We start from the raw sequence: 25,074 nt of genomic DNA on the forward strand, positions 1-25,074 counted from the left end.
TTGACGAGACGACCGTAGGGCGGGGCGGGGGAGGGGCTCAAGGGAAGCGCCGGGGCTGCAACGGGACTGCCATACGGCGTTCATGAACGAGGGGCGGGACAGACGGGGCGTACGACCAAGGTCGCAGGTCGTGGGCGACCTCGGACAGGGGTCAAACCAGGCCGTGCGCCTTACGCTGGCGGTCATGGACGCCCTTGAACGACGCGATGCCGAAGTCGCCGCCCCTGTCGACGGAGCAGCAGAGGACACGGTCCTCGGGCGGGCCTACCGGGCGCTGACCGTCGGGATCGTGTCCGTCGTGGTGCTGATCGCCTTCGAGGCGACCGCGGTGGGGACGGCGATGCCGGTCGCCGCGCGGGAGCTGGACGGGGTGTCGCTGTACGCGTTCGCGTTCTCCGGGTATTTCACGACGAGCCTGTTCGGGATGGTGCTCGCCGGACAGTGGTCCGACCGGCGGGGGCCGCTCGGGCCGCTCACCACCGGGATCGGGGCCTTCGCGGCCGGGCTGGTGGTGGCCGGGACCGCCGGGGCGATGTGGGTGTTCATCGTGGGGCGGGCCGTGCAGGGCTTCGGCGGCGGGCTGGTGATCGTCGCCTTGTACGTCGTCGTGGGCCGGGCCTATCCCGAGCGGCTGCGGGCCGCCATCATGGCGGCCTTCGCCGCCGGCTGGGTCGTGCCGTCGGTCGTCGGCCCGCTGGCGGCGGGAGCGGTGACCGAGCACCTCGGCTGGCGCTGGGTGTTCCTCGGCATACCGGTGCTGGTCGTCCTCCCGCTGGCCCTCGCGCTGCCGCAGATACGGCGGCGGGCCGCGGGACCCGTCGACGAGGAGACGGTGGCCACGTTCGACCGGCGGCGCATCCGGCTCGCGCTCGGGATCTCCCTCGGCGCGGGACTGCTGCAGTACGCCGCGCAGGACCTGCGGTGGGTCTCCCTGCTGCCCGGTGCCGCGGGCGCCGCGCTGCTCGTGCCGGCCGTGCTCGGCCTCCTGCCGCGCGGCACCTACCGGGCGGCCCGCGGGCTGCCGTCGGTCGTGCTGCTGCGCGGGGTCGCCGCGGGGTCCTTCATCGCCTCCGAGTCCTTCGTGCCGCTGATGCTGGTCACCCAGCGGGGGCTGTCGCCGACACTGGCGGGCTTCTCGCTCGCGGCGGGCGGGGCGACCTGGGCACTGGGCTCGTGGGTGCAGTCACGGACACGGTTCGCACCGCACCGGGAACGACTGATGACCGCCGGAATGCTGCTGGTGGCGGCCGCCATCACCACCGCGCCCAGTGTGCTGATCCCCGCCGTGCCGGTGTGGACCGTCGCCGTCGCCTGGGCTTTCGGCTGCTTCGGCATGGGACTGGTGATCTCCTCCGCCGGCGTGCTCCTGTTCCAGTTGTCCGCCCCGGAGGAGGCCGGCACCAACTCGGCCGCACTGCAGATCTCTGACGCCCTCGCCAACGTCGTCCTCCTCGCGGCGACCGGAGCGGCCTTCGCCGCCCTGGGTGGCGGCAGTCCGGCGGTCACGGCAGACGGCCACACCGGCGCACCTGCGGGCGCATTCGCCGCGGTGTTCCTGCCGATGGCCGGGGTGGCGCTGATCGGGGCCTGGGTGACGACACGGTTGAGGCAACGGTGAGCGGTACCAATATGACCCCATGGGGTAGTACCATTCTGGTATGGCCATGAACCTGCGTCTCCGCGACGACCAGACGGAAGCCCTGAAGGTGCGAGCCGAGGAGGAGGGCGTCAGTATGCACGCCATAGTGCTGCGGGCGGTGGACGACTATTTGGCCCGGACGGCTCATGAGGCCTTGGTCCGTAAGGCCGCTAAGGAGCAGACCGCCAAATGGGCCGAGCTGCTGGAGCGGCTCAAGTGACCTGTGTCTATCTGTCGGCCGAGAATGTCCTGGCCATCGCCGAACACGCGGTCGATGACCAGGTCGCCGTCGTGCGTGACGCGGGTCTGCTGGAGTCGGCCGTGCACCGCCCCTCGGCTTCGATGTTCGGGCAGGAGGCGTACACCGACCTCTTCGGCAAGGCCGCGGCCCTGCTGCAGTCACTGGCGATCAACCGTCCCTTCGTCGACGGGAACAAGCGCACGGCCTGGGTGTCCTGTGTCGTCTTTCTGGCGATGAACGAGGTGCAGTTGCGTCCGGACATCGACGCGGCCGAGCGTCTTGTCATCGCCGTAGCGACCGGAAGCCTGGAGGAGGTCAAGGTCATCGGCGAGGCGCTCAGGGGGCTGGCCGAGTAGCCGATGTGACGTGAGTCCCACCCGCCGTTGACCCGGCCTCGTCCGCGCGTCGGTACCGGCGGGCCGCCGGTAGGGTGGCCCGGTTGTCATACGCAGACGAGCAGCCCGACGTCCAGATCCACGGAGACCGTGACTACCACCGCCGCTTCCTCCACGCACAACCACCACCTCTCGCCCGCCTTCCCGGGCCGTGCCCCCTGGGGCACCGCCAGCAAGCTGCGTGCCTGGCAGCAGGGGGCGATGGAGAAGTACATCCAGGAGCAGCCGCGTGACTTCCTCGCCGTCGCCACGCCGGGCGCCGGCAAGACGACCTTCGCGCTGACGCTCGCCTCCTGGCTGCTGCACCACCACGTCGTGCAGCAGGTGACCGTGGTCGCGCCGACCGAGCACCTGAAGAAGCAGTGGGCGGAGGCGGCCGCGCGGATAGGCATCAAGCTCGACCCCGAGTACAGCGCGGGACCCCTGGGGAAGGACTACCAGGGCGTCGCGGTGACGTACGCCGGTGTCGGCGTGCGTCCCATGCTGCACCGCAACCGGGTCGAGCAGCGCAAGACCCTCGTCATCCTCGACGAGATCCACCACGCCGGTGACTCCAAGTCCTGGGGCGAGGCGTGCCTGGAGGCGTTCGAGCCGGCCACCCGGCGGCTCGCGCTCACCGGCACACCGTTCCGCTCCGACACCAACCCCATCCCCTTCGTCACGTACGAGGAGGGTCAGGACGGGATCCGGCGGTCCGCCGCCGACTACACGTACGGGTACGGCAACGCGCTCGCCGACCACGTCGTCCGGCCCGTCATCTTCCTCTCCTACAGCGGCAACATGCGCTGGCGCACGAAGGCCGGTGACGAGGTCGCCGCCCGGCTCGGCGAGCCGATGACGAAGGACGCCGTCAGCCAGGCCTGGCGCACCGCGCTGGACCCGCGCGGCGAATGGATGCCCGCCGTGCTGCGCGCCGCCGACCAGCGGCTGACCGAGGTCAGGAAGGCCATCCCGGACGCGGGCGCCCTCGTCATCGCCTCCGACCAGGACTCGGCGCGCGCGTACGCCAAGCTGATCCGTGAGATCACCGGCAGCAAGGCCACCCTCGTGCTGTCCGACGACGCCGGCGCCTCGAGCCGGATCGACGAGTTCAGCGGGAACAACGACCGCTGGATGGTCGCCGTCCGCATGGTGTCCGAGGGCGTCGACGTGCCCCGGCTCGCGGTCGGCGTGTACGCCACCACCATCTCCACCCCGCTGTTCTTCGCGCAGGCCGTCGGCCGTTTCGTACGGTCCCGGCGGCGCGGTGAGACCGCGTCCGTCTTCCTGCCGACCGTTCCCGACCTGCTCACCTTCGCCAACGAGATGGAGGTCGAGCGCGACCACGCCCTCGACAAGCCGAAGAAGGAGGGCGAGGAGGACCCGTACGCCGAGTCCGAGAAGGAGATGGAGGAGGCGAACAAGGAGCAGGACGAGGACACCGGTGAGCAGGACATGCTGCCCTTCGAGGCGCTGGAGTCCGACGCCGTCTTCGACCGGGTCCTGTACGACGGCGCCGAGTTCGGCATGCAGGCCCACCCGGGCAGCGAGGAGGAGCAGGACTACCTCGGCATCCCCGGGCTCCTCGAACCCGACCAGGTCCAACTGCTGCTGCAGAAGCGGCAGGCCCGGCAGATCGCGCACAGCCGCAAGAAGCCGGACGAGGAGGCCGACCTGCTGGAGCTGCCCGCCGAGCGGCGGCCCGTCGTCTCCCACAAGGAGATGATGGAGCTGCGCAAGCAGCTCAACACCATGGTCGGCGCGTACGTCCACCAGAGCGGCAAGCCGCACGGGGTGATCCACACCGAACTGCGGCGCGTGTGCGGCGGCCCGCCGAGCGCCGAGGCCACGGCCGGGCAGCTCCGCCAGCGGATCGCCAAGGTGCAGGAGTGGGCGACGCGCATGAGGTGACCCGCCCGCGCGGACCCAGGGGCGTACGGCACGGGAAGCGCGCCGCACGTATCAGGACGAAGGTCGCAGGCCATGCCGGGTCATGCCCGGATTCTGGACGGAGGCTTCCGCTCAGCGAACCCGCTTCGCTACTGTCCCGCTACGCACACGCCCCGTGGCAGCGCCGCCGCGGAGCGCAGCCGTGAAGCGACCGGTCCCGGAGCCGCCGGGACCGTCTGCCGATCGGCGGCCTCTGAAGCGTCGCTGACGGGACTCGGTGACGCATCCCTCACCCAGGGGTCGCCGACCTCACCACCGAAGGAGTGGGCGTCGTGACCGCGGAGACCTCTCAGACGCTCGACCGGGGACTGCGCGTCCTCAAACTGCTCGCCGACACCGACCACGGGCTGACCGTCACCGAGCTGTCCACCAAACTGGGCGTGAACCGGACCGTGGTGTACCGGTTGCTCGCCACCCTCGAACAACATGCGCTCGTACGGCGTGATCTCGGCGGGCGAGCCCGCGTCGGACTGGGTGTGCTGCGACTGGGCCGGCAGGTGCACCCGTTGGTACGGGAGGCCGCGCTGCCCGCGCTCAGGTCGCTGGCGGAGGACATCGGGGCGACCGCCCACCTCACGCTGGTGGACGGGAGCGAGGCGCTGGCCGTCGCCGTGGTCGAGCCGACGTGGACGGACTACCACGTGGCCTACCGGGCCGGTTTCCGGCATCCGCTGGACCGCGGGGCCGCGGGCAGGGCGATCCTCTCCGCGCGGCACTCGCCGTCGGCGGACCCCGGGTACACCCTGACGCACGGCGAGCTCGAGGCCGGGGCCAGCGGGGCGGCGGCGCCCCTGCTCGGGGTCACGGGCGTGGAGGGCAGCGTCGGCGTGGTCATGCTGGCCGACGCCGTGCCGGAGCGGGTGGGGCCGCGCGTCGTCGACGCGGCACGGGAGGTGGCGGAGGCGTTGCGGTGACGCGGCGGTGACGCTGCGTCTGGCTGGGCGGGGTGAGCTGGGCTCGGTGATCTGGGCCCGGGTGAGCTGCCGGCCAGGGTCCGGTGCGGGGGACGGTTTCGCTTGCCCGCGCTGGCGGGGTGTCGCTGCGCCCCCCCCGTGCCGCCCCAGCGGCACGACTGGCCGCAGCGACGGGATCTGTACGCGGCTGACCGGGCGGGGCCGGAACTGGGCGTCCCGTAGATTGAACCTGTGCTCTCTCGTCTCTCACGTCCCCAGGCTGCCGCCGTCTGTGCCCTGCCCGTCGCGGCCCTGATCGCCACGGCGGTCCTCGCCCCGCTGCCGTTCTCGGTGGCGCAGCCCGGGCCGACGGCGAACGTGCTGGGCAAGAACAAGGGCACCCAGGTGATCACCGTCTCCGGCGAGCCGACCCGCGCGACGAACGGACAGCTGCGGATGGTGACGATCGTGGCGACCGGCCCGGACACGCGCGTGTCGCTGGGCGACGTGCTCGACAACTGGTTCCGCACGGACCGCGCGGTCATGCCGCACGACGCCGTCTACCAAGGGAACACCGTCAAGGAGATCGAGAAGCACAACGTCGAGCAGATGCAGCAGTCCCAGGACGCGGCGACCGCGGCGGCGCTGAAGTACCTGAAGCTGAGCAGCAAGGACGTCAAGGTCACCCTCAGGCTCGCCGACGTCGGCGGGCCCAGCGCGGGTCTGCTGTTCTCCCTCGGGATCATCGACAAACTGCACGGCGACGGTGGCGGCGGTGACCTGACGGGCGGCCGCACCATCGCGGGCACGGGGACGATCAGCGCCGACGGCAAGGTGGGCGCGGTCGGCGGCGTGGCACTGAAGACGCAGGCCGCGCGGCGGGACGGCGCGACCGTCTTCCTGGTCCCGAAGGCCGAGTGCGCCGACGCGAAGGCGGAGCTGCCGAAGGGGCTCCGGCTGGTTCCGGTGACCACCCTCAAGGGCGCGGTGAACTCCCTGGTGGCCCTCGAGAAGGGGCAGGGCTCCGTACCGAGCTGCTAGGCGACCGCCGGCCTCGGGGCCGCGGCGAGCCGCAGGCCGACCTCGACGAGGGTCCAGCCGAGGCGCGTACGAAGCTCGCCGGGCCCCCGGGCCGCCAAGGCGAGCCGGTGGGCGTCGGCCTGGGCGCGCAGGTCGGCGATGCGGTGCTGGGCGAGCTGGGTCTCGGTGTACATGGGGGCCTCTCGGTCCGGCTCAGTCGGTTTCGACGGGGAAGAGGTGCATGTGGATGCGTACGCGCTCCGAGGCGGGCGTGTCCTCGTGGGCGACGCGGTCGCGGTAGCTGTCGATCAGTTCGAGCATCTTGTCGCCGAGTTCACCGGCGAGCTCGGGCGTGAGTCGCAGACTCATGTCGCTCATGTGGGAGGCGCGTGTCCACGCCTCGGACCAGTGGTCACGGGTGCCGAGCCAGGTGGACGTCTCACGGGCGTGGGTGTTGGCGATCTCCTGCAGGAACAGCTCGGCGGCCCCCCGCACCTCGGGGCCGGCGCTGTCGAACTCGGTGTTGTCGAAGACCACCCCCTCGTCCACCGCACGCCACCAGCGCTCCCGTCCCTTGCCGTGCTCCGGGGCGTCCTCCACGAAGCCGTGTGCGGCGAGCTGGCGCAGGTGGTAGCTGGTCGCGCCGCTCGACTCACCGAGCCGCGTGGCCAGTTGGGACGCGGTTGCCGGGCCGCGCTGTCGTAGGGCGTTCAGCAACTGCATCCGCAGGGGGTGGGCCAGGCCACGCAGTGCGCGGGCGTCGAGGCGCCGGAGTTTCTGGGGCTGCTCCGTCATGCGTACAAAGATAGCGTTGCAAAAAACTCTTTGCAACGATTCTTTTGCATCAACTCCTTTGCATGCCCGCCCGGCCCCACCTCACCCCGCCCCCTCCGCCTGTTCCGCCGCCTGCTCCACGAGCGGGATGATCCGCAGCGGAACCGGGTTCTCCATCACGATCGCCGTGGCGGCCCGGACGATGCCGTCGAAACCGACGACCCGGTCGATCACCCGCTGGAGGTCGGCGTTGGAGCGGGCCACCAGCCGGCAGAGCATGTCCCCGCTGCCGGTCGTGGTGTGCAGCTCCAGCACCTCCGGCACGGTCGCCAGATGGGCGCGTACGTCGGGTCCCTGGCCCTGTCGGATCTCCAGTGTGGCGAACGCCGTGACCGGATAGCCGATGGCCGCCGGGTCCACCTGCGGGCCGAACCCGCGGATGACCCCGTTCGACTGGAGCCGGTCCAGCCGGGCCTGCACCGTGCCCCGTGCCACCCCCAGCCGCCGGGACATCTCGAGGACCCCGATCCGCGGCTCCCGGGCCAGCAGCACGATGATGCGCCCGTCCAGCCGATCGATCGCCATATCCGCCTCCTGAGATGGTCATCCTGTACAGAAATACCGTCGACGGCGCCACGTCGCTGAGCAGATTGCCCAGCGAATACGTGAACTGTTGCGCACCTTGCCGACCAGGGTCACGCTTCCGCTATGACGCAGACCACAGAGCACACTCCCGTCACGACCGCCCGGCAGGCCGACCCCTTCCCGGTCAAGGGAATGGACGCGGTCGTCTTCGCCGTGGGCAACGCCAAGCAGGCGGCGCACTACTACTCCACCGCCTTCGGCATGCGGCTGGTCGCCTACTCCGGACCGGAGAACGGCAGCCGGGAGACCGCTGCTTACGTCCTGGAGAACGGCTCCGCCCGCTTCGTGTTCACCTCCGTGATCAAGCCCGCCACGACCTGGGGTCACTTCCTCGCACAGCACGTGGCCGAGCACGGCGACGGCGTCATCGACCTGGCGATCGAGGTCCCGGACGCCCGCGCCGCGTACACCTACGCGATCGAGCACGGCGCCCGCTCCGTCGCCGAGCCCTACGAGGTGAAGGACGAGCACGGCACCGTCGTCCTCGCCGCCATCGCCACCTACGGCGAGACCCGCCACACCCTCGTCGAACGCTCCGGCTACGACGGGCCGTACCTGCCCGGCTACGTGGCCGCGAAGCCGATGGTCGAACCGCCCGCCCAGCGCACCTTCCAGGCCGTCGACCACTGCGTCGGCAACGTCGAACTCGGCCGGATGAACGAGTGGGTGGAGTTCTACAACAAGGTCATGGGCTTCACGAACATGAAGGAGTTCGTGGGCGACGACATCGCCACCGAGTACAGCGCCCTGATGTCGAAGGTCGTCGCCGACGGCACGCTCAAGGTGAAGTTCCCGATCAACGAGCCCGCGATCGCCAAGAAGAAGTCCCAGATCGACGAGTACCTGGAGTTCTACGGCGGCGCCGGTGTCCAGCACATCGCGCTGAACACGAACGACATCGTGCAGACGGTACGCACCATGCGCGCGGCCGGTGTGGAGTTCCTGGACACCCCCGACACCTACTACGACACCCTCGGCGAGTGGGTCGGCGACACCCGCGTCCCCGTGGAGACCCTGCGCGAGCTGAAGATCCTCGCCGACCGCGACGAGGACGGCTACCTCCTGCAGATCTTCACCAAGCCGGTCCAGGACCGTCCGACCGTCTTCTTCGAGATCATCGAACGGCACGGCTCCATGGGCTTCGGCAAGGGCAACTTCAAGGCCCTGTTCGAGGCGATCGAGCGGGAACAGGAGCGGCGCGGCAACCTGTGACGCTCCGGGTCCCGGGTCAGCCCTCCGGCGGCGGTTCGTCGTCGGGGGGTTCACCCAACCGGGCCAGCGCCTCCCGTGCGACCGGCACCCGCAACGGCGAGAAGTACGGGTTGATCCGCAGCGCCTCCTGCAGATGGCGGCGCGCGGGCCCGGTCTGGTCCAGCTCCCCCTCGATCATGCCCAGGTGGAACGAGTACAGCGCGCTGCGCACCCCGCCGCCCTTGTCCTTGTCCGTGGCGACCCGGGCGTAGTGCAGCGCCTCCTCGTCGTCACCCACCCGGTGCAGTGCCCAGCCCAGGGCGTCCGCCACCTCGATGCCGGGCTGCCGCTCCCACTCGTCCTCCAGCAGCACCACGGCGTCCTCCCGGTTCCCGTGGTCCTCCTCGAACCGCCCGAGGAGCAGCTCCTCGTCCACCCCGCCGGCCTGGTCCCGCTCCGCCCGGGTCCGCACCAGGTCGTACTGGGCCTGCGCCTCCTCCTGTCTGCCCAGCGACTCGTACAGCTCGCCCAGCTCCAGGGCGTACTCGGGGCAGGGCTGCCCGCTGAGCGCCGACCGGTAGGCGGTCAGCGCCTCGGAGGTCCGGCCCAGCGCGGCCAGTACGCGGCCCCGGCCGGCCGTCGCGGCCCGCTGCCCGGGGTCCGCGCGCAGCGCCGCGTCGAAGTGCCGCAGCGCGTCCTGGCGGTCGCCGCGCTCCCAGGCGAGCTGGCCGGCACGGGTGAGGTAGTCGGCCCGCTCGGCGGGGCTGCGGGCGGCCGCCGCCGCGTCGGAGAGCTGGGCCGCCGCGTCCTCGCGCCAGCCCCGGTCGCGGTACACCGCGGACGCCCGCGCCATCACCGCCGGGCGGGCGGCGGCGCCGGTGCGCAGCGCCATCAGCTTGTCCAGCGTGCTCCGGCTCGCCTTGTAGTCGCCGAGCCCGGTGTAGGAGTCGATCAGCACCGCGTACGTCGTCCACCGCTTCGGCGCGAGCTTGTTCGCCTGCTCGCCCCACTCCCTGGCCGCTGCGAAGTCCCGGCGCGTGTTCGCCAGCGCCGCGAGCCCCTCCAGCGCCTCGACGTTCGCGCCGCCCGCGACCTCGAGGGAGGTCTGCAGCGCGTGCTCGGCCTGCGGGTAGTTCGCGGCGTCGGCGGTCTGCCGCCCCCGCTGCAGGTAGGCGGTGCCCAGTACCGCCCACGCCCGCGCGTCCCGGGGATGCGTCCGCAGATGGTTCTCCCGGTCCCCGATCAGCCGGGTCAGCTCGGGCAGCGCGGCCGGCACCCCGGAGGTCACCGCGGCCGGGGCCCGCGGACCGGGCGCGGGTGCGGGCGGGCCGGTGACGGACGGCTCCTTCGGCAGCAGCATCAGCGCCCCGCCGACCGCCGCGGTGCCCGTCACCGAGGCCATCAGCACCCGCCGCAGCATGCGCAGACGCCGCCGGGGCCGCTCGGCGACCAGGGACGTACCCGGACCGGACTGTCGCTTCTCCATGCGGCTTACTGTGCGTCAATATGACGAGCACATCCGGGTGGCCCAAGGGTGCCGTGTTCGGGGTTCACACCGATGGCCCCGGGTGCAAGGCTGTGATCATGAGCCGTATCGAAGCGCCGCGTGACGAAGCCCAGGGCAGTCTCACCGACCGGCTGCTCGTGGGCCTGCCGGCCGAGGCGGTCCTCACCGACCCCGACGTCACCGCCTCCTACGCCAACGACATGGCGAGCTTCTGCCCGGCCGGCACCCCGGCCGTGGTGGTGCTGCCGCGCACGGTCGAGGAGGTCCAGCACGTCATGCGCACCGCCACCGAGCTGCGCGTACCGGTCGTTCCGCAGGGCGCCCGCAGCGGTCTGTCCGGCGCGGCCAACGCCTCCGACGGCTGCGTCGTGCTGTCCCTGACCCGGATGGACCGCATCCTGGAGATCAACCCGGTCGACCGCGTCGCGGTCGTCGAACCGGGCGTGGTCAACGCCGTCCTCTCCCGCGCGGTCGAGGAGCACGGCCTGTACTACCCGCCGGACCCTTCCAGCTGGGAGATGTGCACCATCGGCGGCAACATCGGCACCGGCTCCGGCGGGCTGTGCTGTGTGAAGTACGGGGTCACGGCCGAGTACGTCCTCGGCCTGGACGTCGTCCTCGCCGACGGCCGCCTGATGTCCACCGGCCGCCGCACCGCCAAGGGCGTGGCGGGCTACGACCTGACCCGCCTGTTCGTCGGCTCCGAGGGCTCCCTCGGCATCGTCGTGCGGGCCGTGCTCGCGCTCAAGCCGAAGCCGCCGCGGCAGCTGGTGCTGGCCGCCGAGTTCGCCTCCGCGGCCGACGCCTGCGACGCCGTGTGCCGGATCATGGCGGGCGGCCATGTGCCGTCCCTCCTCGAACTGATGGACCGTACGACCGTCAAGGCGGTCAACGACCTCGCCCGGATGGGCCTGCCCGAGACCACCGAGGCCCTGCTGCTGGCCGCCTTCGACACCCCCGACCCCGCCGCGGACCTCGCCGCCCTCGGCGCGCTGTGCGAGGCCGCGGGCGCCACCCAGGTGGTCCCGGCCGAGGACACCGCCGAGTCCGAGCTCCTCCTCCAGGCCCGCCGGACGGCCCTCGTCGCCCTGGAGGCCGTCAAGGGCACGACGATGATCGACGACGTGTGCGTGCCCCGGTCACGGCTCGCCGAGATGATCGAGGGCGTCGAACGGATCGCGGAGAAGCACCGTCTGACGATCGGGGTGTGCGCCCATGCGGGTGACGGCAACACCCACCCGACCGTGTGTTTCGACGCCCAGGACCCCGACGAGACCCGCCGCGCCCGCGAGTCCTTCGACGAGATCATGGCCCTCGGTCTGGAACTCGGCGGCACCATCACGGGCGAGCACGGTGTCGGTGTCCTGAAGAAGGAGTGGCTCGCCCGCGAGGTCGGTCCGGTAGGCCTGGAGATGCAGCGCGCCGTCAAGCAGGTGTTCGACCCGCTGGGGATCCTGAACCCCGGCAAGCTGTTCTGACGCCCCATCCCCCGGGGGTCACCGGGCGAGCAACTGGTCGAGCGCGCCGTCCATCCCGAGCAGCTCGGCCTCGCTCCCCGGGGGCACCGCGCGCAGTGTGCGCTCCAACCAGGCGGCGAGCTGGGCGGCCGGCGCCTGGAGCAGGGCTTCACCGTCGGGTGAACTCAGTGCCATCAGGACGACGCCGCGCCCGTCCACCTTCGTGGGCCACACCTTGACGTCGCCCTGCCCGCACGGCCGGAACACCCCCTCCACCAGCAGGTCCCGGGAGAAGGTCCAGTTCACGGGCTGTTCGGAGGTGACGTGGAAGGCGATGTGGACGGCGTAGGGGTCGTCGGAGCGGTAGCCGAGCCGGGCCGGGACCGGGAAGCTGTGGTCGGCGGAAAGGATGAGCTGCAGTTCGAGTTCGCGTTCCACCACGGTGTGCTGCATGACGTTCCGTTCCTCTCTCGACGGGGCCGTGGGAGCGGGCCCGTGCACGGTGAGAGGCGGCCGGGGCGGGGGCGTTACGCGGGTTCGGGGACTTTTCCCGGATCCGGGCCCGGTGAGTTGTGAAGTCCCCGGGAAGTCCCTAGCACGGGGTAGCCCGGAAAGGGGTGGGTCCTGCGGGACTGGCTCTCGGGGCGGCGCGGGTCTGATAGATGTGGAGCCCCCATACGACCCCCGAGCAGATACGGGACGACGCGGACATGAGCGCCCCCACCCCGGCCCCCGGAGACGACAGGCCCCGCGAGGGCTACTACCCGGACCCTTCCATCCCCGGTTACGTCCGGTACTGGAACGGGGCCGCCTGGGTGCCGGGCACCAGCCGGCCGGCGCCGCAGGACGGCGAGTCGCTCGCCGCACCGCCCGGCACCTGGCCGGCCCAGCAGCAGCCGCAGGCCCCGGCTGCGGTCGAGGAGACCGGCCCGCACTTCTTCGACGAGGACCCGCCCGCCGCCCCCGCGGCGGAACCGGCGTCGGCGTGGGGTGCCGACCCGGGCGGACAGCCCGGTTTCGGCGGTGACCAGGACCGCCGCGTCTCCTGGGGCGCCGATCCGCGGACGCCCGCGGACTCCCCGGCCCAGCCGGACGGCCGGGCGGCCAGCACCGACGGCACGGCGACGATCCCGCCCGCGGACCCGGCCCACGACGGCCCCGACGAGGGCGGCACGTTCGTCTTCCGGCGCCCGGTCGGCGGCTCCGCGGGCCAGGCGGACGACGGCACGATGACGTTCCGGCAGGTTCCGCCGCGTACGCCGGGCTCCGGGCAGAAGGACGGGGCGGGCGACGACTCCGTCGGTTTCGGGGTGCAGGGGCCCGTCGGGGCCGCCGGCGCGGGTGCCTCCGGGGGCGCCGCGAAACCCGGGTTCGGCGCGGGGAAGGCGGCCGCCGCCCGGGCGGCAGCGGCGAAGGGCCCGGCGCAGGTCCCGGGCCAGGCACAGGGCCCGGTCCACGGCCAGGCACAGGTCCCCGGCCAGACGCAGGGCCCGGTCCACGGCCAGGCGCAGGCGCACGGCCCCGGCCAGGCCCAGCTCCCCGCGCAGGCCCAGGGCAGCGCGATGGGGTCCGCCCCCCAGGCCTCCGCCCCCTCCCCGGTCACCGCCTCCGTCCCCCCGCAGGCGACCCCGCTGTCCGGTCCCGCCGCGGCTCCCGTGCCGGCCCCGATGGCCAGCGGGTCGGGCGGTGGGCAGTCGTCCTGGGCGCAGCAGGTGCATCGGCTCGCGGGGGCCGGGGACGAGCAGCCCGTGACGCCGTGGAAGCCGCCGGTGGACGACCCGTTCCAGGCGGCCGCCCGACGCCAGGCGGCGGCGCGGCCGGCGGGGGTCGGCAAGCGGTTGCTCGCCCGCCTCGTCGACACGCTGGTCCTCGGTGCGGTCACCGCCACGGCGGCCGTACCGCTGGGCGCCAAGGCCGTCGACCACGTCCAGGAGAAGATCGACGCGGCCAAGCTGTCCGGCCGTACCGTCACCGTCTGGCTGCTGGACGGCACGACCGGCGCCTACCTCGGCATCGTCCTGGCCGTGCTGCTGGTCGCCGGTGTCCTGTACGAGGCGCTGCCCACCGCCAAGTGGGGCCGCACGCTGGGCAAGAGGCTGTGCGGCATCGAGGTGCGGGACATCGAGGCGCACGAGCCGCCGTCGTTCGGCCGGGCCCTGCGCCGCTGGCTGGTCTACAGCGTCCCCGGCCTGCTCGGCGTCGGCGTGGTGGGTGTGCTGTGGTGCCTGTTCGACCGGCCGTGGCACCAGTGCTGGCACGACAAGGCCGCCCACACCTTTGTGGCGGCCTGACACCGCCCACCCGGGGCCGGCCGTCCGCCGGATGACATCACGTACTCCGGACGGCCGTCCGCGGATGCGGAGCCGGGGGGTTCGCGATCGACTCGGGCCATGAGCAGCGAACCGCCCGCCGGCTCCGGACCGCAGCCCCCGGAGGACGACCCGTTCAGGAAGCAGCCCCCGCCCGGCCAGGGCGCGGGCGCGCCGTACGGCGGCGAACAGCCTCCTTCCGGCGGCGGCCAGCCCCCGCCCTACGGCGATCAGCCCCCGCCCTACGGCGGTCAGGTCCCACCCCACGGCGGTGAGCCGCGCGGAGGCGGCGGTTACCCCAGCGACCCGCTCGCCGGCATGCCCCCGCTCGCGGACAGCGGCAGGCGCACCCTGGCCCGCATCATCGACATGATCATGGTCGGCATCGTGGTCTGGCTGGTCACCTTGCCCCTGGGGGCGTGGCAGGACGAGATGAGCGGCAACAAATTCGAGGTCGGCAGGTCCTTCGCGCAGTCACTCGTCACCGCGGTGCTCTACGTCGCCTACGACACGATCCTGATCGCCAGGTCCGGGCAGACCCTCGGCAAGAGGTGGCTGCGCATGCGGGTGGCCAACCTCCAGGACGGCAGCACGCCCTCCACGCAGAACTCCCTGGTGCGCGCACTGGTGCTGTGGGTGCCGTTCGCCTTCTGCTGCGCCTGCGTCTGGACGGCCGTTTGCGGCGGCTGGAGCTTCTTCGACAAGCCCTACAAGCAGGGACTGCACGACAAGGCCGCGAAGACGGTGGTGGTCAGCACCGGCTGACCGGCGGAAAGGGGGGAAGGGGCCGCGGGGGTCAGGGAGCCGTGGGCTCGCGGACCGGGTCGACCGCGGCGGCCACCGGCTCCCGGCGGGCGGTCACACGCTCGTCGGCCACCGGCTCCCGGACCCGGCTCCCGTCCGGTGCGGCGACCGTGCGCGGCTTCGGCAAAGGAACCGTCATGGCGACCAGGACCCCCAGCGCGAGGGCGGCGAGGGTGATGACCGCGATCCCGAGGCCCGAACTCGTCTGGGACAGCAGCAGCATGGCGAGCGTCGAGAAGATCACGGTGCAGGAACCGTAGGCGAGCTGTGCGGCGGTCGGACGAGGCATGGCAATCGTGTCCTCGGAAGATGTGGGGGTGAGACGGGACGCCGGCCTGTGTTTCCGCCGACTTCGGGGCGTTCCACCGTTCGACTCTATTCGCCTGCATGCCCGAGCGGAACGACTGGTAAGCGTGACCTAACCCACGGTACCGGTGCACAGGGGGCGCACGGAGTCATGGCGTCCAGTAAGTGGACAGACTCACGCGCCGGGTGAGCGAGGCGCGAGGTGTTCGCAAAGCGAACCTCAGCTCCGCATAGTGCACTTGACCTGCTCAAGTCAAGATCTGTCTTTTCTCTTAAACCTCTAGTCAAATGTCGTCACTTGACTACACGCGTTGATCAGGCGCGCACGGGCCCTTCCATGACCAGGACCCTCCTTCCGTGTGCGCGGACGCGGGGGAGGAACTCAAGTGACCAGCAGAACCTGGACGTTCAGAGCGGCCGCGATAGGCGTCGCGCTCGCGGCGGCCTCCGCCACGTTCTCCACCTTCGCCGTCGCGGAGGCTGCCACCACGGCCAAGTCGGCTGCCGCGAACCGGCACGACCCGGCGCCGGTGAAGCAGCAGGGGCACGACCTCGACGGCCCGCTGAGCAAGACCCAGGATGCCCAGCGCCAGGAAGCCCTCAACGAGGTCATGTCCGGCAAGGCCAAGACCAAGGACCGTAACGGCTCGAAGGTCGTCCAGCTCAAGAGCAAGAAGGGCGACAGCAAGTACGTCGAGCTGGGCCGGGAGAAGACCGACAAGATCTTCACCATCCTGGTCGAGTTCGGCGACAAGACCGACCCGAAGTTCGGCGGCACGGCGGGCCCCCTGCACAACCGGATAGCCGAACCGGACCGCGCCAAGGACAACTCGACGGCCTGGCAGAAGGACTACAACCAGAAGCACTTCCAGAACCTCTACTTCGGCACCGGCAAGAAGACGGAGTCGGTGAAGAAGTACTACGAGAAGCAGTCCTCGGGCCGCTACTCGGTCGACGGCGAGGTCTCCGACTGGGTCAAGGTCCCCTACAACGAGGCCCGTTACGGCAACAACGCCTGCGGCTCCACCAACTGCCCGTCCGTGTGGAACGTCGTCAGCGACGGCGTGACCGCCTGGGTCGCCCAGCAGAAGGCGGCCGGCAAGTCCGACGCCGCCATCAAGGCGGACCTGGCCAAGTACGACCAGTGGGACCGCTACGACTACGACGGCGACGGCAACTTCAACGAGCCCGACGGCTACATCGACCACTTCCAGATCGTTCACGCCGGTGAGGACGAGTCCGCGGGCGGCGGCGTCCAGGGCACCGACGCGATCTGGGCCCACCGCTGGTACGCCTTCGGCACCGACGCCGGAGCCACCGGCCCGGCGAACAACAAGCTGGGCGGCACGCAGATCGGCGACAGCGGCATCTGGGTCGGCGACTACACCATCCAGCCGGAGAACGGCGGCCTCGGCGTCTACGCCCACGAGTACGGCCACGACCTCGGCCTGCCCGACGAGTACGACACCAACGGCGGCGACAACTCCACCGGCTTCTGGACGCTGATGTCCTCCGGCTCATGGCTGGGTACCGGCAAGGAGTCCATCGGCGACCTGCCCGGCGACATGAACGCCTGGGACAAGCTCCAGCTCGGCTGGCTGAACTACGACAGCGCCAAGGCCGGCATCAAGTCCTGGCACAAGCTGGGCGTCGCCGAGTACAACACCAAGTACCGGCAGGCGCTGGTGGTCAACCTGCCCGACAAGGCGGTCGAGACCCAGGTCGTCACCCCCGCGCAGGGCTCGACCCAGTGGTGGAGCGGCAGCGGCAACGACCTGAAGAACACGCTGACCCGGTCCGTGGACCTCACCGGCAAGTCCTCGGCGGCGCTGAGCCTCGACGGCTACTACGACATCGAGGCGGGCTACGACTACCTCTACACCGAGGTGTCGACCGACGGGGGCGCCAACTGGACCGCGCTGGACGGCACGGTGGACGGCCAGGCCATCCCGCGTGACGCCAGCGGCACCCCGGCCCTGACCGGCACGGTCGACGGCTACAAGAAGCTGTCGTACTCCCTGGACGCCTACGCGGGCAAGAAGGTCCAGCTCCGCTTCCGCTACCAGACGGACGGCGGCGTGGCCCTGAAGGGCTTCGCGGCGGACGAGATCACGCTGACCGCTGACGGTTCGGCGCTGTTCTCCGACAACGCCGAGAGCGCGGACGCCGCTTGGACCGCGAACGGCTTCTCCCGCATCGGCGCGTCCTTCACCAAGGACTACAAGCAGTACTACATCGCCGAGAACCGCCAGTACGTGTCGTACGACAAGACCCTCAAGGTCGGCCCGTACAACTTCGGCTTCGCGCCGGTCCGTCCGGACTGGGTGGAGCACTACCCGTACCAGAACGGCCTGCTGATCTGGAAGTGGGACACCTCCCAGCCGGACAACAACACCAAGGACCACCCCGGCACCGGTCTGATCCTGCCGATCGACTCGCACCCGACCGCGATGAAGTGGTCCGACGGCACGCTGATGCGCAACCGCATCCAGGCCTACGACTCGCCCTTCAGCCTGGAGCGCACCGACGGCCTCACGCTGCACAACGCGGACGTCCTGACGAAGATCAAGTCGTCGAAGGGCGTGTCGGTCTTCAACGACCACACCAGCGCCTACTACGACGCCTCGAACCCGACGGCCGGCGTCAAGATCACTGACACCAACACCAAGGTCAGGGTCCTGAAGCAGGGCAAGGACGGCTCGACGGTCGAGCTGGAAGTCGGACCCGCGGTGAAGTAGTCCACGTTTCCGCAGGTCACAAGCGTATCGGCGGCAACCCCTTGGCGGGTTGCCGCCGATCGTGTTTAGGTGCGTCCTGTGGCTCTCTTATTGACACCGACCGACACGGGGGGATGACCGCATGGCCGCAGGAGGCTTCTGCAAGCTGCCGAACGGCACGGTGGTGGTGGCGCTGAACCTGCCCCGCCCCGACCTCGGCGGCCCGGCCGGGAGCGCCCCCGCCGGGGCCGTACGGGTGCTGGTCCACGCCCACAACCGCGCCCGCGCCCTGACCAGGCTGCGCAACCTGGGGCTGCGCGCCGTCTACCTGCGGGGCAATGCCGCCCCGCCGACCCCGGACGAGATCACCGCCGTACTGCACCACCCGGACGGCCTGATATGGCGGACGGCCCCCGACAACGGTGTCAGCTCGGCCGAGCTCGCCACGGAGCTGTGGCGCCCGATCCGCGCCCTGCTGAGACAGCCGACGGCCTGAGAGCCCCGAACAGAAGGGGAGACCGGCTCTGAGGCGCCGGGGAGGGGCGGCCGGCCCGGGGGAGGGGCGGCCGGTCAGGCGGAGACGACCGGCTTGCCGGTCAGCTCCACGCCGGCCTCGCGCAGCTCCTCCAGCGCCCGCTCGGTGGTCTCCGGGGCCACCCCGGCGGTCAGGTCGAGCAGCACCTGCGTGCGGAAGCCCTCGCGCGCCGCGTCCAGCGCGGTGGCGCGCACACAGTGGTCCGTGGCTATGCCGACCACGTCCACCTCGTCGATGTGCCGGGCGCGCAGCCAGTCGGCGAGGCCCACACCATTCTCGTCCGCGCCCTCGAAGCCGCTGTACGCCGCCGCGTACGCCCCCTTGTCGAAGACGGCGTCGATCGCGCCCGAGGCGACGGCTGGGGCGAAGTTCGGGTGGAAGCCCACGCCCTCGGTGCCGGCGACGCAGTGCGCCGGCCAGGAGTGGACGAAGTCGGGGTCGTCGGCGAAGTGGCCACCGGGTGCGATGTGGTGGTCGCGGGTGGCCACCACATGCCGGTATCCGGCGGGGGCCTGCCCGATCAGCTCCGTGATGGCGGCGGCCACATCGGCACCACCGGCCACCGCGAGGCTGCCCCCCTCGCAGAAGTCGTTCTGCACGTCTACGACGATCAAGGCGCGGCGCATGGGTGGGTGTCCTTCGGCTGTGGGGTCTGAAGTGGTGAAGGGGCGCGGGCCCGGCCGTGAACCTCCGAGCCTAGAGACTTCACGCCGGGCGCGGGAGGGGGCACGCCCCGCGCGCGGACGCGGCCCCCGCTACGACAGCGTCACCGGGTCGCATCGCGGGGCGTGCGCGCATCCCCGACGACAGGGCCTAACTACCCGAGCCCGTCTGGACGTACTCCGTCGGAAGGACCGGTTCCCCGCGGGAGAGCTGGGTCGCCGACATGGGCAGGCCCGCGCGGGCGGCGGCGTGGCGGTCACGGGCGACGTCCAGCGGCTCACGGCCGACGACCTCGCCGCCCTTGACCAGCTGGACGAGGAGCTGCCGGTCGGCGAGGGCGGTGGGGACCGGGCCGGTGCCGACGACCTCCGCCTCGGCCACGCCGTACTCGTCGAGCCGCCGCGCGGCCCACTTGCGGCCGCCGACGGAGGTCTTGCCCCCGGTGGACCTCTTCGCCACCGGCACCAGCGGCGCCTTCGGGTCCAGGGACTCGGCGCGGGCGACCAGCTTGTACACCATGGAGGCCGTCGGGTGCCCGGAGCCGGTCACCAGCTGGGTGCCGACGCCGTACGCGTCCACCGGGGCCGCCGCCAGCGAGGCGATGGCGTACTCGTCCAGGTCGGAGGTCACGATGATCTTCGTGTTCCGCGCCCCCAGCTCGTCGAGCTGCTGGCGCACCCGGTGGGCGACGAGGAGCAGGTCGCCGGAGTCGATCCGCACGGCGCCCAGCTCGGGCCCGGCGATCTCGACGGCCGTGCGGACCGCCTCGGCGACGTCGTAGGTGTCCACCAGCAGGGTGGTGCCCCGGCCCAGTGAGTCGACCTGGGCCTGGAAGGCGTCCCGCTCGCGGTCGTGCAGCAGGGTGAAGGCGTGGGCGGAGGTGCCGACGGTCGGGATGTGGTACCGGAAGCCCGCGGCGAGGTCCGAGGTGGAGGTGAAACCGCCGACGTAGGCGGCCCGGGCCGCGGCGACGGCGGACAGCTCGTGGGTGCGGCGGGCGCCCATCTCGATCAGCGGCCGGTCGCCGGCGGCCGAGGACATACGGGAGGCGGCGGCCGCGATCGCCGAGTCGTGGTTGAGGATCGACAGGATCACCGTCTCCAGCAGCACGCACTCGGCGAAGGAGCCCTCGACCCGCATCAGCGGCGAGCCCGGGAAGTACACCTCGCCCTCGGGGTAGCCCCAGACGTCACCCGAGAAGCGGTAGCCGGCGAGCCATTGGAGGGTTTCCTCGTCCACGATCCCGTGCTCGCGCAGGAAACCCAGGACGCCCGCGTCGAAGCGGAAGTTCTCCACCGCGTCCAGCACCCGGCCGACGCCCGCCAGGACGCCGTACCGGCGTCCCTCCGGCAGCCGCCGGGTGAAGACCTCGAACACGCTGCGCCGTTCCGCCGTCCCCGCTTTCAGGGCCGCCTGCAGCATCGTCAACTCGTACTGGTCGGTGAAGAGCGCCGTCGAGGGAACATCCACCGGCAGCCCAAGGTCCGCTACAGCCACGAAAGTCCTCCTGTTTCCCGACTCTCCGGGTGCCCCCAGCCCCGGCCGGGGGTCCGGGGGTCGTCCCCCGGTGTAAGCGGCATGACCATGGATGGTACTCCTATTTCGTCAGTGTGACGATTTCTGGCGTGCGTGGCAGCATGGGCCATGTGACGTCACCCGCTCCCGTAGAGATCGAACGCACCGAATCGGCGGAGGAGGTCTTCGCCGTACCCGAGCCCGACGTCCCCTGGGTCACGATCGTCCACAACGACCCGGTCAACCTCATGAGCTATGTGACGTACGTCTTCCAGACGTACTTCGGGTACTCCAAGGACAAGGCCACCAAGCTCATGCTCGACGTCCACCACAAGGGCCGGGCGGTCGTCTCCAGCGGAAGCCGCGAGGAGATGGAACGCGACGTGCAGGCGATGCACGGCTACGGTCTGTGGGCCACCCTCCAGCAGGACCGGAAGTAACCGGAACCAGACCGGAGTAAACGACCTCATCCATGCCCGGAACATTCGAACCGCTCCCCGGCGGCGGCGCGGCCGTCGCCCTCGACCACGTCGAGATCTCCATCATCCGCTCGCTGGCCGTCCAGCTCCTGGAGATAATCGGCCCCGGCCCCGCCGAGGACGCCCCCGACGACCCGCTCGCCGAGCTGTTCGCCGAGGGCCCGAGCGAGCCGCCCACCGACCCGGTGCTCCGGCGCCTCCTCCCGGACGCCTACTGCGACCCGGAGCACACCCCCGCCTCGACCGAGGACGCCGAGCAGCAGCGGGCGTACTCCGCCGAGTTCCGTCGCTTCACCGAGAACGACCTGCGGGCCGGCAAACGGGAGAACGCGCTGTCGGTGATCCGCACCCTGGACGCGCTGGCGTCCGCCGGCGAGGGCGGGGCCGTGCTCAATCTGAGCCCCGAGGAGTCCCGGCAGTGGCTGGGCGCCCTCAACGACCTCCGGCTGGCGATCGGGGCCCGGCTGGAGATCGCCGACGAGGACGACACCGACCTGCTCTACCGGCTCCCGGACGAGGACCCGCGCAAGCCGATGGCGATGGCGTACCTGTGGCTCGGCGGACTGCAGGAGACGCTCGTCTCCACGCTGATGCCCTGATTCTCCCGGTTTTCACCCGATCCGCCGTTCGCTCAGCGGACGCTCAAATCCGGATAACGATCGCGTTACCGTCGCGGTCTGCTTTGGCGTGTTCGGGTGCTTTTTGTCCGCTTCTCCCCGTGGGGTGCGCCACACTCCACCTCTGTGATCAATGTTGGGGCCGTGATAAATCTTCACGACCGCCCGGTGAACACCACCCATGTTCGGCCGGGTGCGCCACCGAGCCGGCGACCGCCGGCCAGGCACGAGCGGGCGCGCGTAGTCCGCTCAACTCCAATCAATCCGGGGGGATCGAAACCCGATCCGAGGCCGAGAAAAGGCCCGGGTCGGCTTGGAGAAAGGCGCACCACACATGACCTCTGAGAAGGTCACCGACGCCCCTGAGGAGGGGTACGAGCGCGGGCTCGGCAGTCGTCAGGTCCAGATGATCGCGATCGGCGGCGCCATCGGCGTCGGCCTGTTCCTGGGAGCCGGGGCGAACATCGCCAAGGCCGGTCCCAGCCTCATCGTCATGTACGCCCTCGCGGGCGTGATCATCTTCTTCATCATGCGGGCCCTCGGCGAGCTCCTGCTCTACCGTCCGGTCTCGGGTTCCTTCGCGGAGTACTCCCGCGAGTTCCTCGGCCCGTTCTTCGGCTACTTCACCGGCTGGACCTACTGGCTGATGTGGGTCGTCACCGGCATGGCCGAGCTGACGGCCGCCGCGATCTACGTCAACTACTGGTTCCCGGCCATCCCCCAGTGGGTGACCGCGCTGGTCTTCCTCGTCGTGCTGTTCGTGGCCAACCTGATCTCGGTGAAGCTCTTCGGCGAGATCGAGTTCTGGTTCTCGATGGTCAAGGTCACCGCACTGGTCGGCATGATCGTCATCGGCCTCGGTGTGCTCACCTTCGGCTTCAGCGCCGCCGGGGACACCGCCTCCGTCGCCAACCTCTGGCAGTTCGACGGCTTCTTCCCCAAGGGCGTCGGCTCCTCCCTGATGACCCTGCAGGGCGTCATGTTCGCCTACCTCGCCGTCGAGCTGGTCGGCGTCACGGCCGGCGAGTCCGAGGACCCGGAGAAGACCCTCCCCAAGGCCATCAACACCCTGCCCTGGCGCATCGCCCTGTTCTACGTCGGCGCCCTCACCGTCATCCTGTGCGTCGTGAAGTGGACCTCCTTCGCGGCGGGCGTCAGCCCCTTCGTGAAGGCCTTTGCGATGATCGGCATCCCGGCCGGCGCCGGCATCGTCAACTTCGTGGTGCTCACCGCCGCCCTGTCCTCCTGCAACTCCGGCATGTACTCCACGGGCCGCATGCTGCGCACCCTCGCGGACAACGGCGAGGCCCCCCGGGTCTTCAGCAGGCTCTCCGCCTCCAAGACCCCCGCGCTCGGCATCACCGTCTCCGTCGCCTTCATGGGCATCGGCGTGATCCTCAACTACATCGTCCCGGAGAAGGCCTTCGGCTACGTCACCTCGGTGGCGACCGCGGCCGGCATCTGGACCTGGCTGATGATCCTGGTCAGCCACGTCCTCTACCGCCGCGCGGTGGACGCGGGCCGGCTGCCCGCCTCCTCCTTCCCGGCGCCGGGCGGCGCGGTGTGCTCGTACATCGCCATCGCGTTCCTGCTCTTCGTCACCGGCCTGATCGCGTACGACGCCGACTCCCGCGTCTGCCTGTACGTGATGGCGGGCTGGGCCGTCGCCCTGGGCATCGGCTGGGCCGTGCTCAAGTCCCGTAACCCTCAGGTCGCCGAGCGCAGCGAGCCCGAACTGGAGCAGGTGGGCTGACCTTCACGGCCGGCCCCCACCGCGGACCTCCACCGCGGACGTCCGGCCGCAGCGGGTTCTCGTGGCGCCCGCTCCGGCCGCCGCTCAGGACGTCCGGCATGTGGGCCGCCCCGTACCGCGCCTCGGTACAGGGCGGCCCCTCTGCCTATCCTGACGACATGCTGACCATCACCCAGGCCCTCGTCGACCAGATCGTCGCGCACGCGCGCAAGGACCACCCCGACGAGGCGTGCGGCGTCGTCGCGGGCCCGGCGGGATCGGACCGCCCCGAGCGCTTCATCCCGATGCTGAACGCGGCCATGTCGCCCACGTTCTACGAGTTCGACTCCGGCGACCTCCTCAAGCTCTACCGCGAGATGGACGACCGCGACGAGGAGCCGGTGGTCATCTACCACTCCCACACGGCGACCGAGGCCTTCCCGTCCCGCACCGACGTCTCCTACGCCAACGAGCCCGGCGCCCACTACGTCCTGGTCTCCACCGCCGACACCGACGGTCTCGGCGACTTCCAGTTCCGCTCGTACCGCATCGTGGACGGCGAGATCTCGGAGGAGGAGGTCAAGGTCGTCGAGGCATACTGACGGCCCACGCACCCCTCAACTCGCCGTACAGGAGATGGTGTTGACGCAGCGGTCGAACGGCAGGCGGCCCACCCTTGAGGACGTCGCCCGCCGGTCCGGGGTCTCGAAGTCCACGGTCTCCCGGGTGATCAACGGCGAGCACCGGGTGAGCGCCGAGGTCGCCGACCGGGTCCGGGACGTGATCGCCGAACTGGGGTACGTCCCTAACCAGGCCGCCCGGCAGCTCGTCACCCACCGCACGGGCGCCGTCGCCGTCGTCGCCCCCCAGCCCGAGAACCGGCTCTTCCTCGACCCGTTCTTCGACTGCCTCCTGCGCGGCATCCGCCGTGAACTCGCCCGGCACGGCGCGCAGGCCGTGCTCCTGTTCCTCGACGAGCCCGAGGACTACGCGCGCGTGACCGACTACCTCGCCGGCGGCCATGTCGACGGCGCCCTGCTGTTCTCCCTGCGTCCCGGCGACCGGCTGCACGAGATGATCGACAAGGTCGGCCTGCCCGCCGTCTTCGGCGGACGCCCGCTGCTGCGCGACGGCGACTCCGTACGCGGCCACGCCTACGTCGACGGCGACAACCGCGGTGGAGCCCGCCAGGCCGTGCGGCACCTCGTCTCGCTCGGCCGCCGGCGCATCGCGACCGTCGCCGGGCCCTACGACCAGGAACACTCCGCCGCCGAGCGGCTCGCCGGATACCGCGACGTCCTTCTGGACGCCTCCCTGCCCGACCTCGTCGAGAGGGCCGACTACACCCTGCGGGGCGGTGCGGGGGCGATGGCCGCCCTGCTCGACCGCCGCCCCGACCTGGACGCCGTCTTCGTCGCCTCCGACCTGATGGCCTCCGGCGCGCTGCAGACACTGCGCGAACGCGGGCTCCGGGTGCCTCAGGACGTCGCCGTCGTCGGATTCGACGACCTCGCCTCCATCGCCGAGGCCACCGACCCGCCGCTGACCACCGTCCGCCAGGACGTCGAGGAGATGGGCCGGCTGATGGCCGGGCTGCTCATGGGCGAGGGCCCGTCCGAGGCGTCCTCCGTGGTGATACCGACCAGCCTGGTACGCCGACGGTCCGCCTGAGGGGGCGGTCTCACGTCCCGGCACGATTCCGTCCG

General features: G+C 71.1%; 25 protein-coding genes. 17 read left to right on the plus strand and 8 right to left on the minus strand.

All coding sequences use genetic code 11. From position 1 onward, the window contains the following. The first annotated feature begins 184 nt into the window (after window positions 1-184). From ACFYZQ_RS29615 to ACFYZQ_RS29640, 6 genes are all read left to right on the plus strand, one after another. On the plus strand, window positions 185-1,618 hold the full coding sequence (locus tag ACFYZQ_RS29615) for an MFS transporter (RefSeq protein ID WP_389154100.1): 1,434 nt from the start codon (window positions 185-187) through the stop codon (window positions 1,616-1,618). A gap of 40 nt (window positions 1,619-1,658) precedes the next feature. Further along, complete coding sequence (locus ACFYZQ_RS29620) at window positions 1,659-1,859, plus strand: ribbon-helix-helix protein, CopG family (protein WP_389154103.1); 201 nt, start codon at window positions 1,659-1,661, stop codon at window positions 1,857-1,859. Continuing rightward, window positions 1,856-2,236: a type II toxin-antitoxin system death-on-curing family toxin gene (locus ACFYZQ_RS29625; protein WP_389154106.1), complete on the plus strand. Its 381-nt coding sequence runs from the start codon at window positions 1,856-1,858 to the stop codon at window positions 2,234-2,236. Before ACFYZQ_RS29620 ends, ACFYZQ_RS29625 begins: the two co-directional genes overlap by 4 nt. A gap of 129 nt (window positions 2,237-2,365) precedes the next feature. Then, window positions 2,366-4,165 carry a DEAD/DEAH box helicase gene (locus ACFYZQ_RS29630; protein WP_389154109.1) on the plus strand — a complete coding sequence of 600 codons (1,800 nt, stop codon included), beginning with the start codon at window positions 2,366-2,368 and terminating at the stop codon, window positions 4,163-4,165. A 311-nt stretch (window positions 4,166-4,476) separates the two neighbouring features. Next, window positions 4,477-5,118 (plus strand): IclR family transcriptional regulator, encoded by a 642-nt coding sequence (locus tag ACFYZQ_RS29635; protein WP_389154112.1) that lies wholly within the window; start codon window positions 4,477-4,479, stop codon window positions 5,116-5,118. A gap of 231 nt (window positions 5,119-5,349) precedes the next feature. Next, window positions 5,350-6,138 carry a S16 family serine protease gene (locus ACFYZQ_RS29640; protein ID WP_389154114.1) on the plus strand — a complete coding sequence of 263 codons (789 nt, stop codon included), beginning with the start codon at window positions 5,350-5,352 and terminating at the stop codon, window positions 6,136-6,138. On the opposite strand, the gene ACFYZQ_RS29645 is transcribed toward ACFYZQ_RS29640, so the two are convergent. The 3 genes from ACFYZQ_RS29645 to ACFYZQ_RS29655 form a co-directional block, all read right to left on the minus strand. Next, window positions 6,135-6,311 (minus strand): hypothetical protein, encoded by a 177-nt coding sequence (locus tag ACFYZQ_RS29645; protein ID WP_389154117.1) that lies wholly within the window; start codon window positions 6,309-6,311, stop codon window positions 6,135-6,137. The genes ACFYZQ_RS29640 and ACFYZQ_RS29645 overlap by 4 nt on opposite strands. A gap of 19 nt (window positions 6,312-6,330) precedes the next feature. Next, window positions 6,331-6,912, minus strand: coding sequence for an ArsR/SmtB family transcription factor (locus ACFYZQ_RS29650; protein WP_389154120.1), 582 nt, complete (start codon window positions 6,910-6,912; stop codon window positions 6,331-6,333). A gap of 81 nt (window positions 6,913-6,993) precedes the next feature. Further along, window positions 6,994-7,476 (minus strand): Lrp/AsnC family transcriptional regulator, encoded by a 483-nt coding sequence (locus ACFYZQ_RS29655; RefSeq protein WP_389154123.1) that lies wholly within the window; start codon window positions 7,474-7,476, stop codon window positions 6,994-6,996. 123 nt (window positions 7,477-7,599) lie between these two features. Here ACFYZQ_RS29655 and hppD point away from each other — a divergent pair, with 123 nt between their 5' ends. Further along, a complete protein-coding gene (gene hppD, locus ACFYZQ_RS29660; protein ID WP_389154125.1) occupies window positions 7,600-8,748 on the plus strand; it encodes a 4-hydroxyphenylpyruvate dioxygenase in 1,149 nt (382 codons plus the stop codon). A gap of 16 nt (window positions 8,749-8,764) precedes the next feature. On the opposite strand, the gene ACFYZQ_RS29665 is transcribed toward hppD, so the two are convergent. Further along, window positions 8,765-10,213: a tetratricopeptide repeat protein gene (locus ACFYZQ_RS29665; protein WP_389154128.1), complete on the minus strand. Its 1,449-nt coding sequence runs from the start codon at window positions 10,211-10,213 to the stop codon at window positions 8,765-8,767. Window positions 10,214-10,305: 92 nt separating this feature from the next. Here ACFYZQ_RS29665 and ACFYZQ_RS29670 point away from each other — a divergent pair, with 92 nt between their 5' ends. After that, window positions 10,306-11,712 carry an FAD-binding oxidoreductase gene (locus ACFYZQ_RS29670; RefSeq protein ID WP_389154604.1) on the plus strand — a complete coding sequence of 469 codons (1,407 nt, stop codon included), beginning with the start codon at window positions 10,306-10,308 and terminating at the stop codon, window positions 11,710-11,712. 18 nt (window positions 11,713-11,730) lie between these two features. Here the strand turns inward: ACFYZQ_RS29670 and ACFYZQ_RS29675 are convergent, their stop codons facing one another. Further along, on the minus strand, window positions 11,731-12,144 hold the full coding sequence (locus ACFYZQ_RS29675; protein ID WP_389154131.1) for an SsgA family sporulation/cell division regulator: 414 nt from the start codon (window positions 12,142-12,144) through the stop codon (window positions 11,731-11,733). A gap of 257 nt (window positions 12,145-12,401) precedes the next feature. Between ACFYZQ_RS29675 and ACFYZQ_RS29680 the strand changes: the two genes are divergently transcribed. After that, window positions 12,402-13,982, plus strand: coding sequence for an RDD family protein (locus ACFYZQ_RS29680; RefSeq protein WP_389154607.1), 1,581 nt, complete (start codon window positions 12,402-12,404; stop codon window positions 13,980-13,982). Between the two features lie 99 nt (window positions 13,983-14,081). Next, a complete protein-coding gene (locus tag ACFYZQ_RS29685) occupies window positions 14,082-14,765 on the plus strand; it encodes an RDD family protein (RefSeq protein WP_389154134.1) in 684 nt (227 codons plus the stop codon). Between the two features lie 31 nt (window positions 14,766-14,796). Here the strand turns inward: ACFYZQ_RS29685 and ACFYZQ_RS29690 are convergent, their stop codons facing one another. Continuing rightward, window positions 14,797-15,093, minus strand: coding sequence for a hypothetical protein (locus tag ACFYZQ_RS29690; RefSeq protein WP_389154137.1), 297 nt, complete (start codon window positions 15,091-15,093; stop codon window positions 14,797-14,799). 403 nt (window positions 15,094-15,496) lie between these two features. Between ACFYZQ_RS29690 and ACFYZQ_RS29695 the strand changes: the two genes are divergently transcribed. Both ACFYZQ_RS29695 and ACFYZQ_RS29700 read left to right on the plus strand, forming a co-directional pair. Beyond that, on the plus strand, window positions 15,497-17,848 hold the full coding sequence (locus ACFYZQ_RS29695) for an immune inhibitor A domain-containing protein (protein ID WP_389154140.1): 2,352 nt from the start codon (window positions 15,497-15,499) through the stop codon (window positions 17,846-17,848). Window positions 17,849-17,969: 121 nt separating this feature from the next. Beyond that, complete coding sequence (locus ACFYZQ_RS29700; RefSeq protein ID WP_389154143.1) at window positions 17,970-18,323, plus strand: hypothetical protein; 354 nt, start codon at window positions 17,970-17,972, stop codon at window positions 18,321-18,323. Window positions 18,324-18,397: 74 nt separating this feature from the next. Here ACFYZQ_RS29700 and ACFYZQ_RS29705 read toward each other — a convergent pair whose 3' ends face one another. Both ACFYZQ_RS29705 and ACFYZQ_RS29710 read right to left on the minus strand, forming a co-directional pair. Then, window positions 18,398-18,988, minus strand: a complete 591-nt coding sequence (locus ACFYZQ_RS29705; protein ID WP_389154145.1) for a nicotinamidase — start codon at window positions 18,986-18,988, stop codon at window positions 18,398-18,400. A 187-nt stretch (window positions 18,989-19,175) separates the two neighbouring features. After that, a complete protein-coding gene (locus tag ACFYZQ_RS29710) occupies window positions 19,176-20,522 on the minus strand; it encodes a nicotinate phosphoribosyltransferase (RefSeq protein ID WP_389154148.1) in 1,347 nt (448 codons plus the stop codon). Between the two features lie 140 nt (window positions 20,523-20,662). On the opposite strand from ACFYZQ_RS29710, the gene clpS reads away from it, so the two are divergent. The 5 genes from clpS (at window position 20,663) to ACFYZQ_RS29735 (ending at window position 25,039) form a co-directional block, all read left to right on the plus strand. Beyond that, entirely contained in the window at window positions 20,663-20,980 is a 318-nt protein-coding gene (clpS, locus tag ACFYZQ_RS29715) for an ATP-dependent Clp protease adapter ClpS (RefSeq protein ID WP_142152253.1), read from the plus strand. A 32-nt stretch (window positions 20,981-21,012) separates the two neighbouring features. Further along, window positions 21,013-21,618, plus strand: coding sequence for a DUF2017 domain-containing protein (locus ACFYZQ_RS29720; RefSeq protein WP_389154151.1), 606 nt, complete (start codon window positions 21,013-21,015; stop codon window positions 21,616-21,618). A gap of 352 nt (window positions 21,619-21,970) precedes the next feature. Continuing rightward, window positions 21,971-23,389 (plus strand): amino acid permease, encoded by a 1,419-nt coding sequence (locus ACFYZQ_RS29725; protein WP_389154154.1) that lies wholly within the window; start codon window positions 21,971-21,973, stop codon window positions 23,387-23,389. A 158-nt stretch (window positions 23,390-23,547) separates the two neighbouring features. Beyond that, complete coding sequence (locus ACFYZQ_RS29730) at window positions 23,548-23,970, plus strand: Mov34/MPN/PAD-1 family protein (RefSeq protein ID WP_389154157.1); 423 nt, start codon at window positions 23,548-23,550, stop codon at window positions 23,968-23,970. Window positions 23,971-24,004: 34 nt separating this feature from the next. Further along, window positions 24,005-25,039, plus strand: coding sequence for a LacI family DNA-binding transcriptional regulator (locus tag ACFYZQ_RS29735; protein WP_389154160.1), 1,035 nt, complete (start codon window positions 24,005-24,007; stop codon window positions 25,037-25,039). Window positions 25,040-25,074 lie beyond the last annotated feature (35 nt).

It is taken from the genome of Streptomyces sp. NPDC001843 (assembly GCF_042891955.1).
Taxonomy (GTDB): domain Bacteria; phylum Actinomycetota; class Actinomycetes; order Streptomycetales; family Streptomycetaceae; genus Streptomyces.

What these genes read in the sequence shown, in the direction of transcription:
- ACFYZQ_RS29615 (WP_389154100.1), top strand. Translation starts at nt 185, where the DNA reads ATGGACGCCCTTGAACGACGCGATGCCGAAGTCGCCGCCCCTGTCGAC.
- ACFYZQ_RS29620 (WP_389154103.1), top strand. Translation starts at nt 1,659, where the DNA reads ATGGCCATGAACCTGCGTCTCCGCGACGACCAGACGGAAGCCCTGAAG.
- ACFYZQ_RS29645 (WP_389154117.1), bottom strand. Translation starts at nt 6,311, where the DNA reads ATGTACACCGAGACCCAGCTCGCCCAGCACCGCATCGCCGACCTGCGC.
- ACFYZQ_RS29650 (WP_389154120.1), bottom strand. Translation starts at nt 6,912, where the DNA reads ATGACGGAGCAGCCCCAGAAACTCCGGCGCCTCGACGCCCGCGCACTG.
- ACFYZQ_RS29655 (WP_389154123.1), bottom strand. Translation starts at nt 7,476, where the DNA reads ATGGCGATCGATCGGCTGGACGGGCGCATCATCGTGCTGCTGGCCCGG.
- hppD (WP_389154125.1), top strand. Translation starts at nt 7,600, where the DNA reads ATGACGCAGACCACAGAGCACACTCCCGTCACGACCGCCCGGCAGGCC.
- ACFYZQ_RS29665 (WP_389154128.1), bottom strand. Translation starts at nt 10,213, where the DNA reads ATGGAGAAGCGACAGTCCGGTCCGGGTACGTCCCTGGTCGCCGAGCGG.
- ACFYZQ_RS29675 (WP_389154131.1), bottom strand. Translation starts at nt 12,144, where the DNA reads ATGCAGCACACCGTGGTGGAACGCGAACTCGAACTGCAGCTCATCCTT.
- ACFYZQ_RS29680 (WP_389154607.1), top strand. Translation starts at nt 12,402, where the DNA reads ATGAGCGCCCCCACCCCGGCCCCCGGAGACGACAGGCCCCGCGAGGGC.
- ACFYZQ_RS29685 (WP_389154134.1), top strand. Translation starts at nt 14,082, where the DNA reads ATGAGCAGCGAACCGCCCGCCGGCTCCGGACCGCAGCCCCCGGAGGAC.
- ACFYZQ_RS29690 (WP_389154137.1), bottom strand. Translation starts at nt 15,093, where the DNA reads ATGCCTCGTCCGACCGCCGCACAGCTCGCCTACGGTTCCTGCACCGTG.
- ACFYZQ_RS29700 (WP_389154143.1), top strand. Translation starts at nt 17,970, where the DNA reads ATGGCCGCAGGAGGCTTCTGCAAGCTGCCGAACGGCACGGTGGTGGTG.
- ACFYZQ_RS29705 (WP_389154145.1), bottom strand. Translation starts at nt 18,988, where the DNA reads ATGCGCCGCGCCTTGATCGTCGTAGACGTGCAGAACGACTTCTGCGAG.
- clpS (WP_142152253.1), top strand. Translation starts at nt 20,663, where the DNA reads ATGGGCCATGTGACGTCACCCGCTCCCGTAGAGATCGAACGCACCGAA.
- ACFYZQ_RS29720 (WP_389154151.1), top strand. Translation starts at nt 21,013, where the DNA reads ATGCCCGGAACATTCGAACCGCTCCCCGGCGGCGGCGCGGCCGTCGCC.
- ACFYZQ_RS29725 (WP_389154154.1), top strand. Translation starts at nt 21,971, where the DNA reads ATGACCTCTGAGAAGGTCACCGACGCCCCTGAGGAGGGGTACGAGCGC.
- ACFYZQ_RS29730 (WP_389154157.1), top strand. Translation starts at nt 23,548, where the DNA reads ATGCTGACCATCACCCAGGCCCTCGTCGACCAGATCGTCGCGCACGCG.
- ACFYZQ_RS29735 (WP_389154160.1), top strand. Translation starts at nt 24,005, where the DNA reads ATGGTGTTGACGCAGCGGTCGAACGGCAGGCGGCCCACCCTTGAGGAC.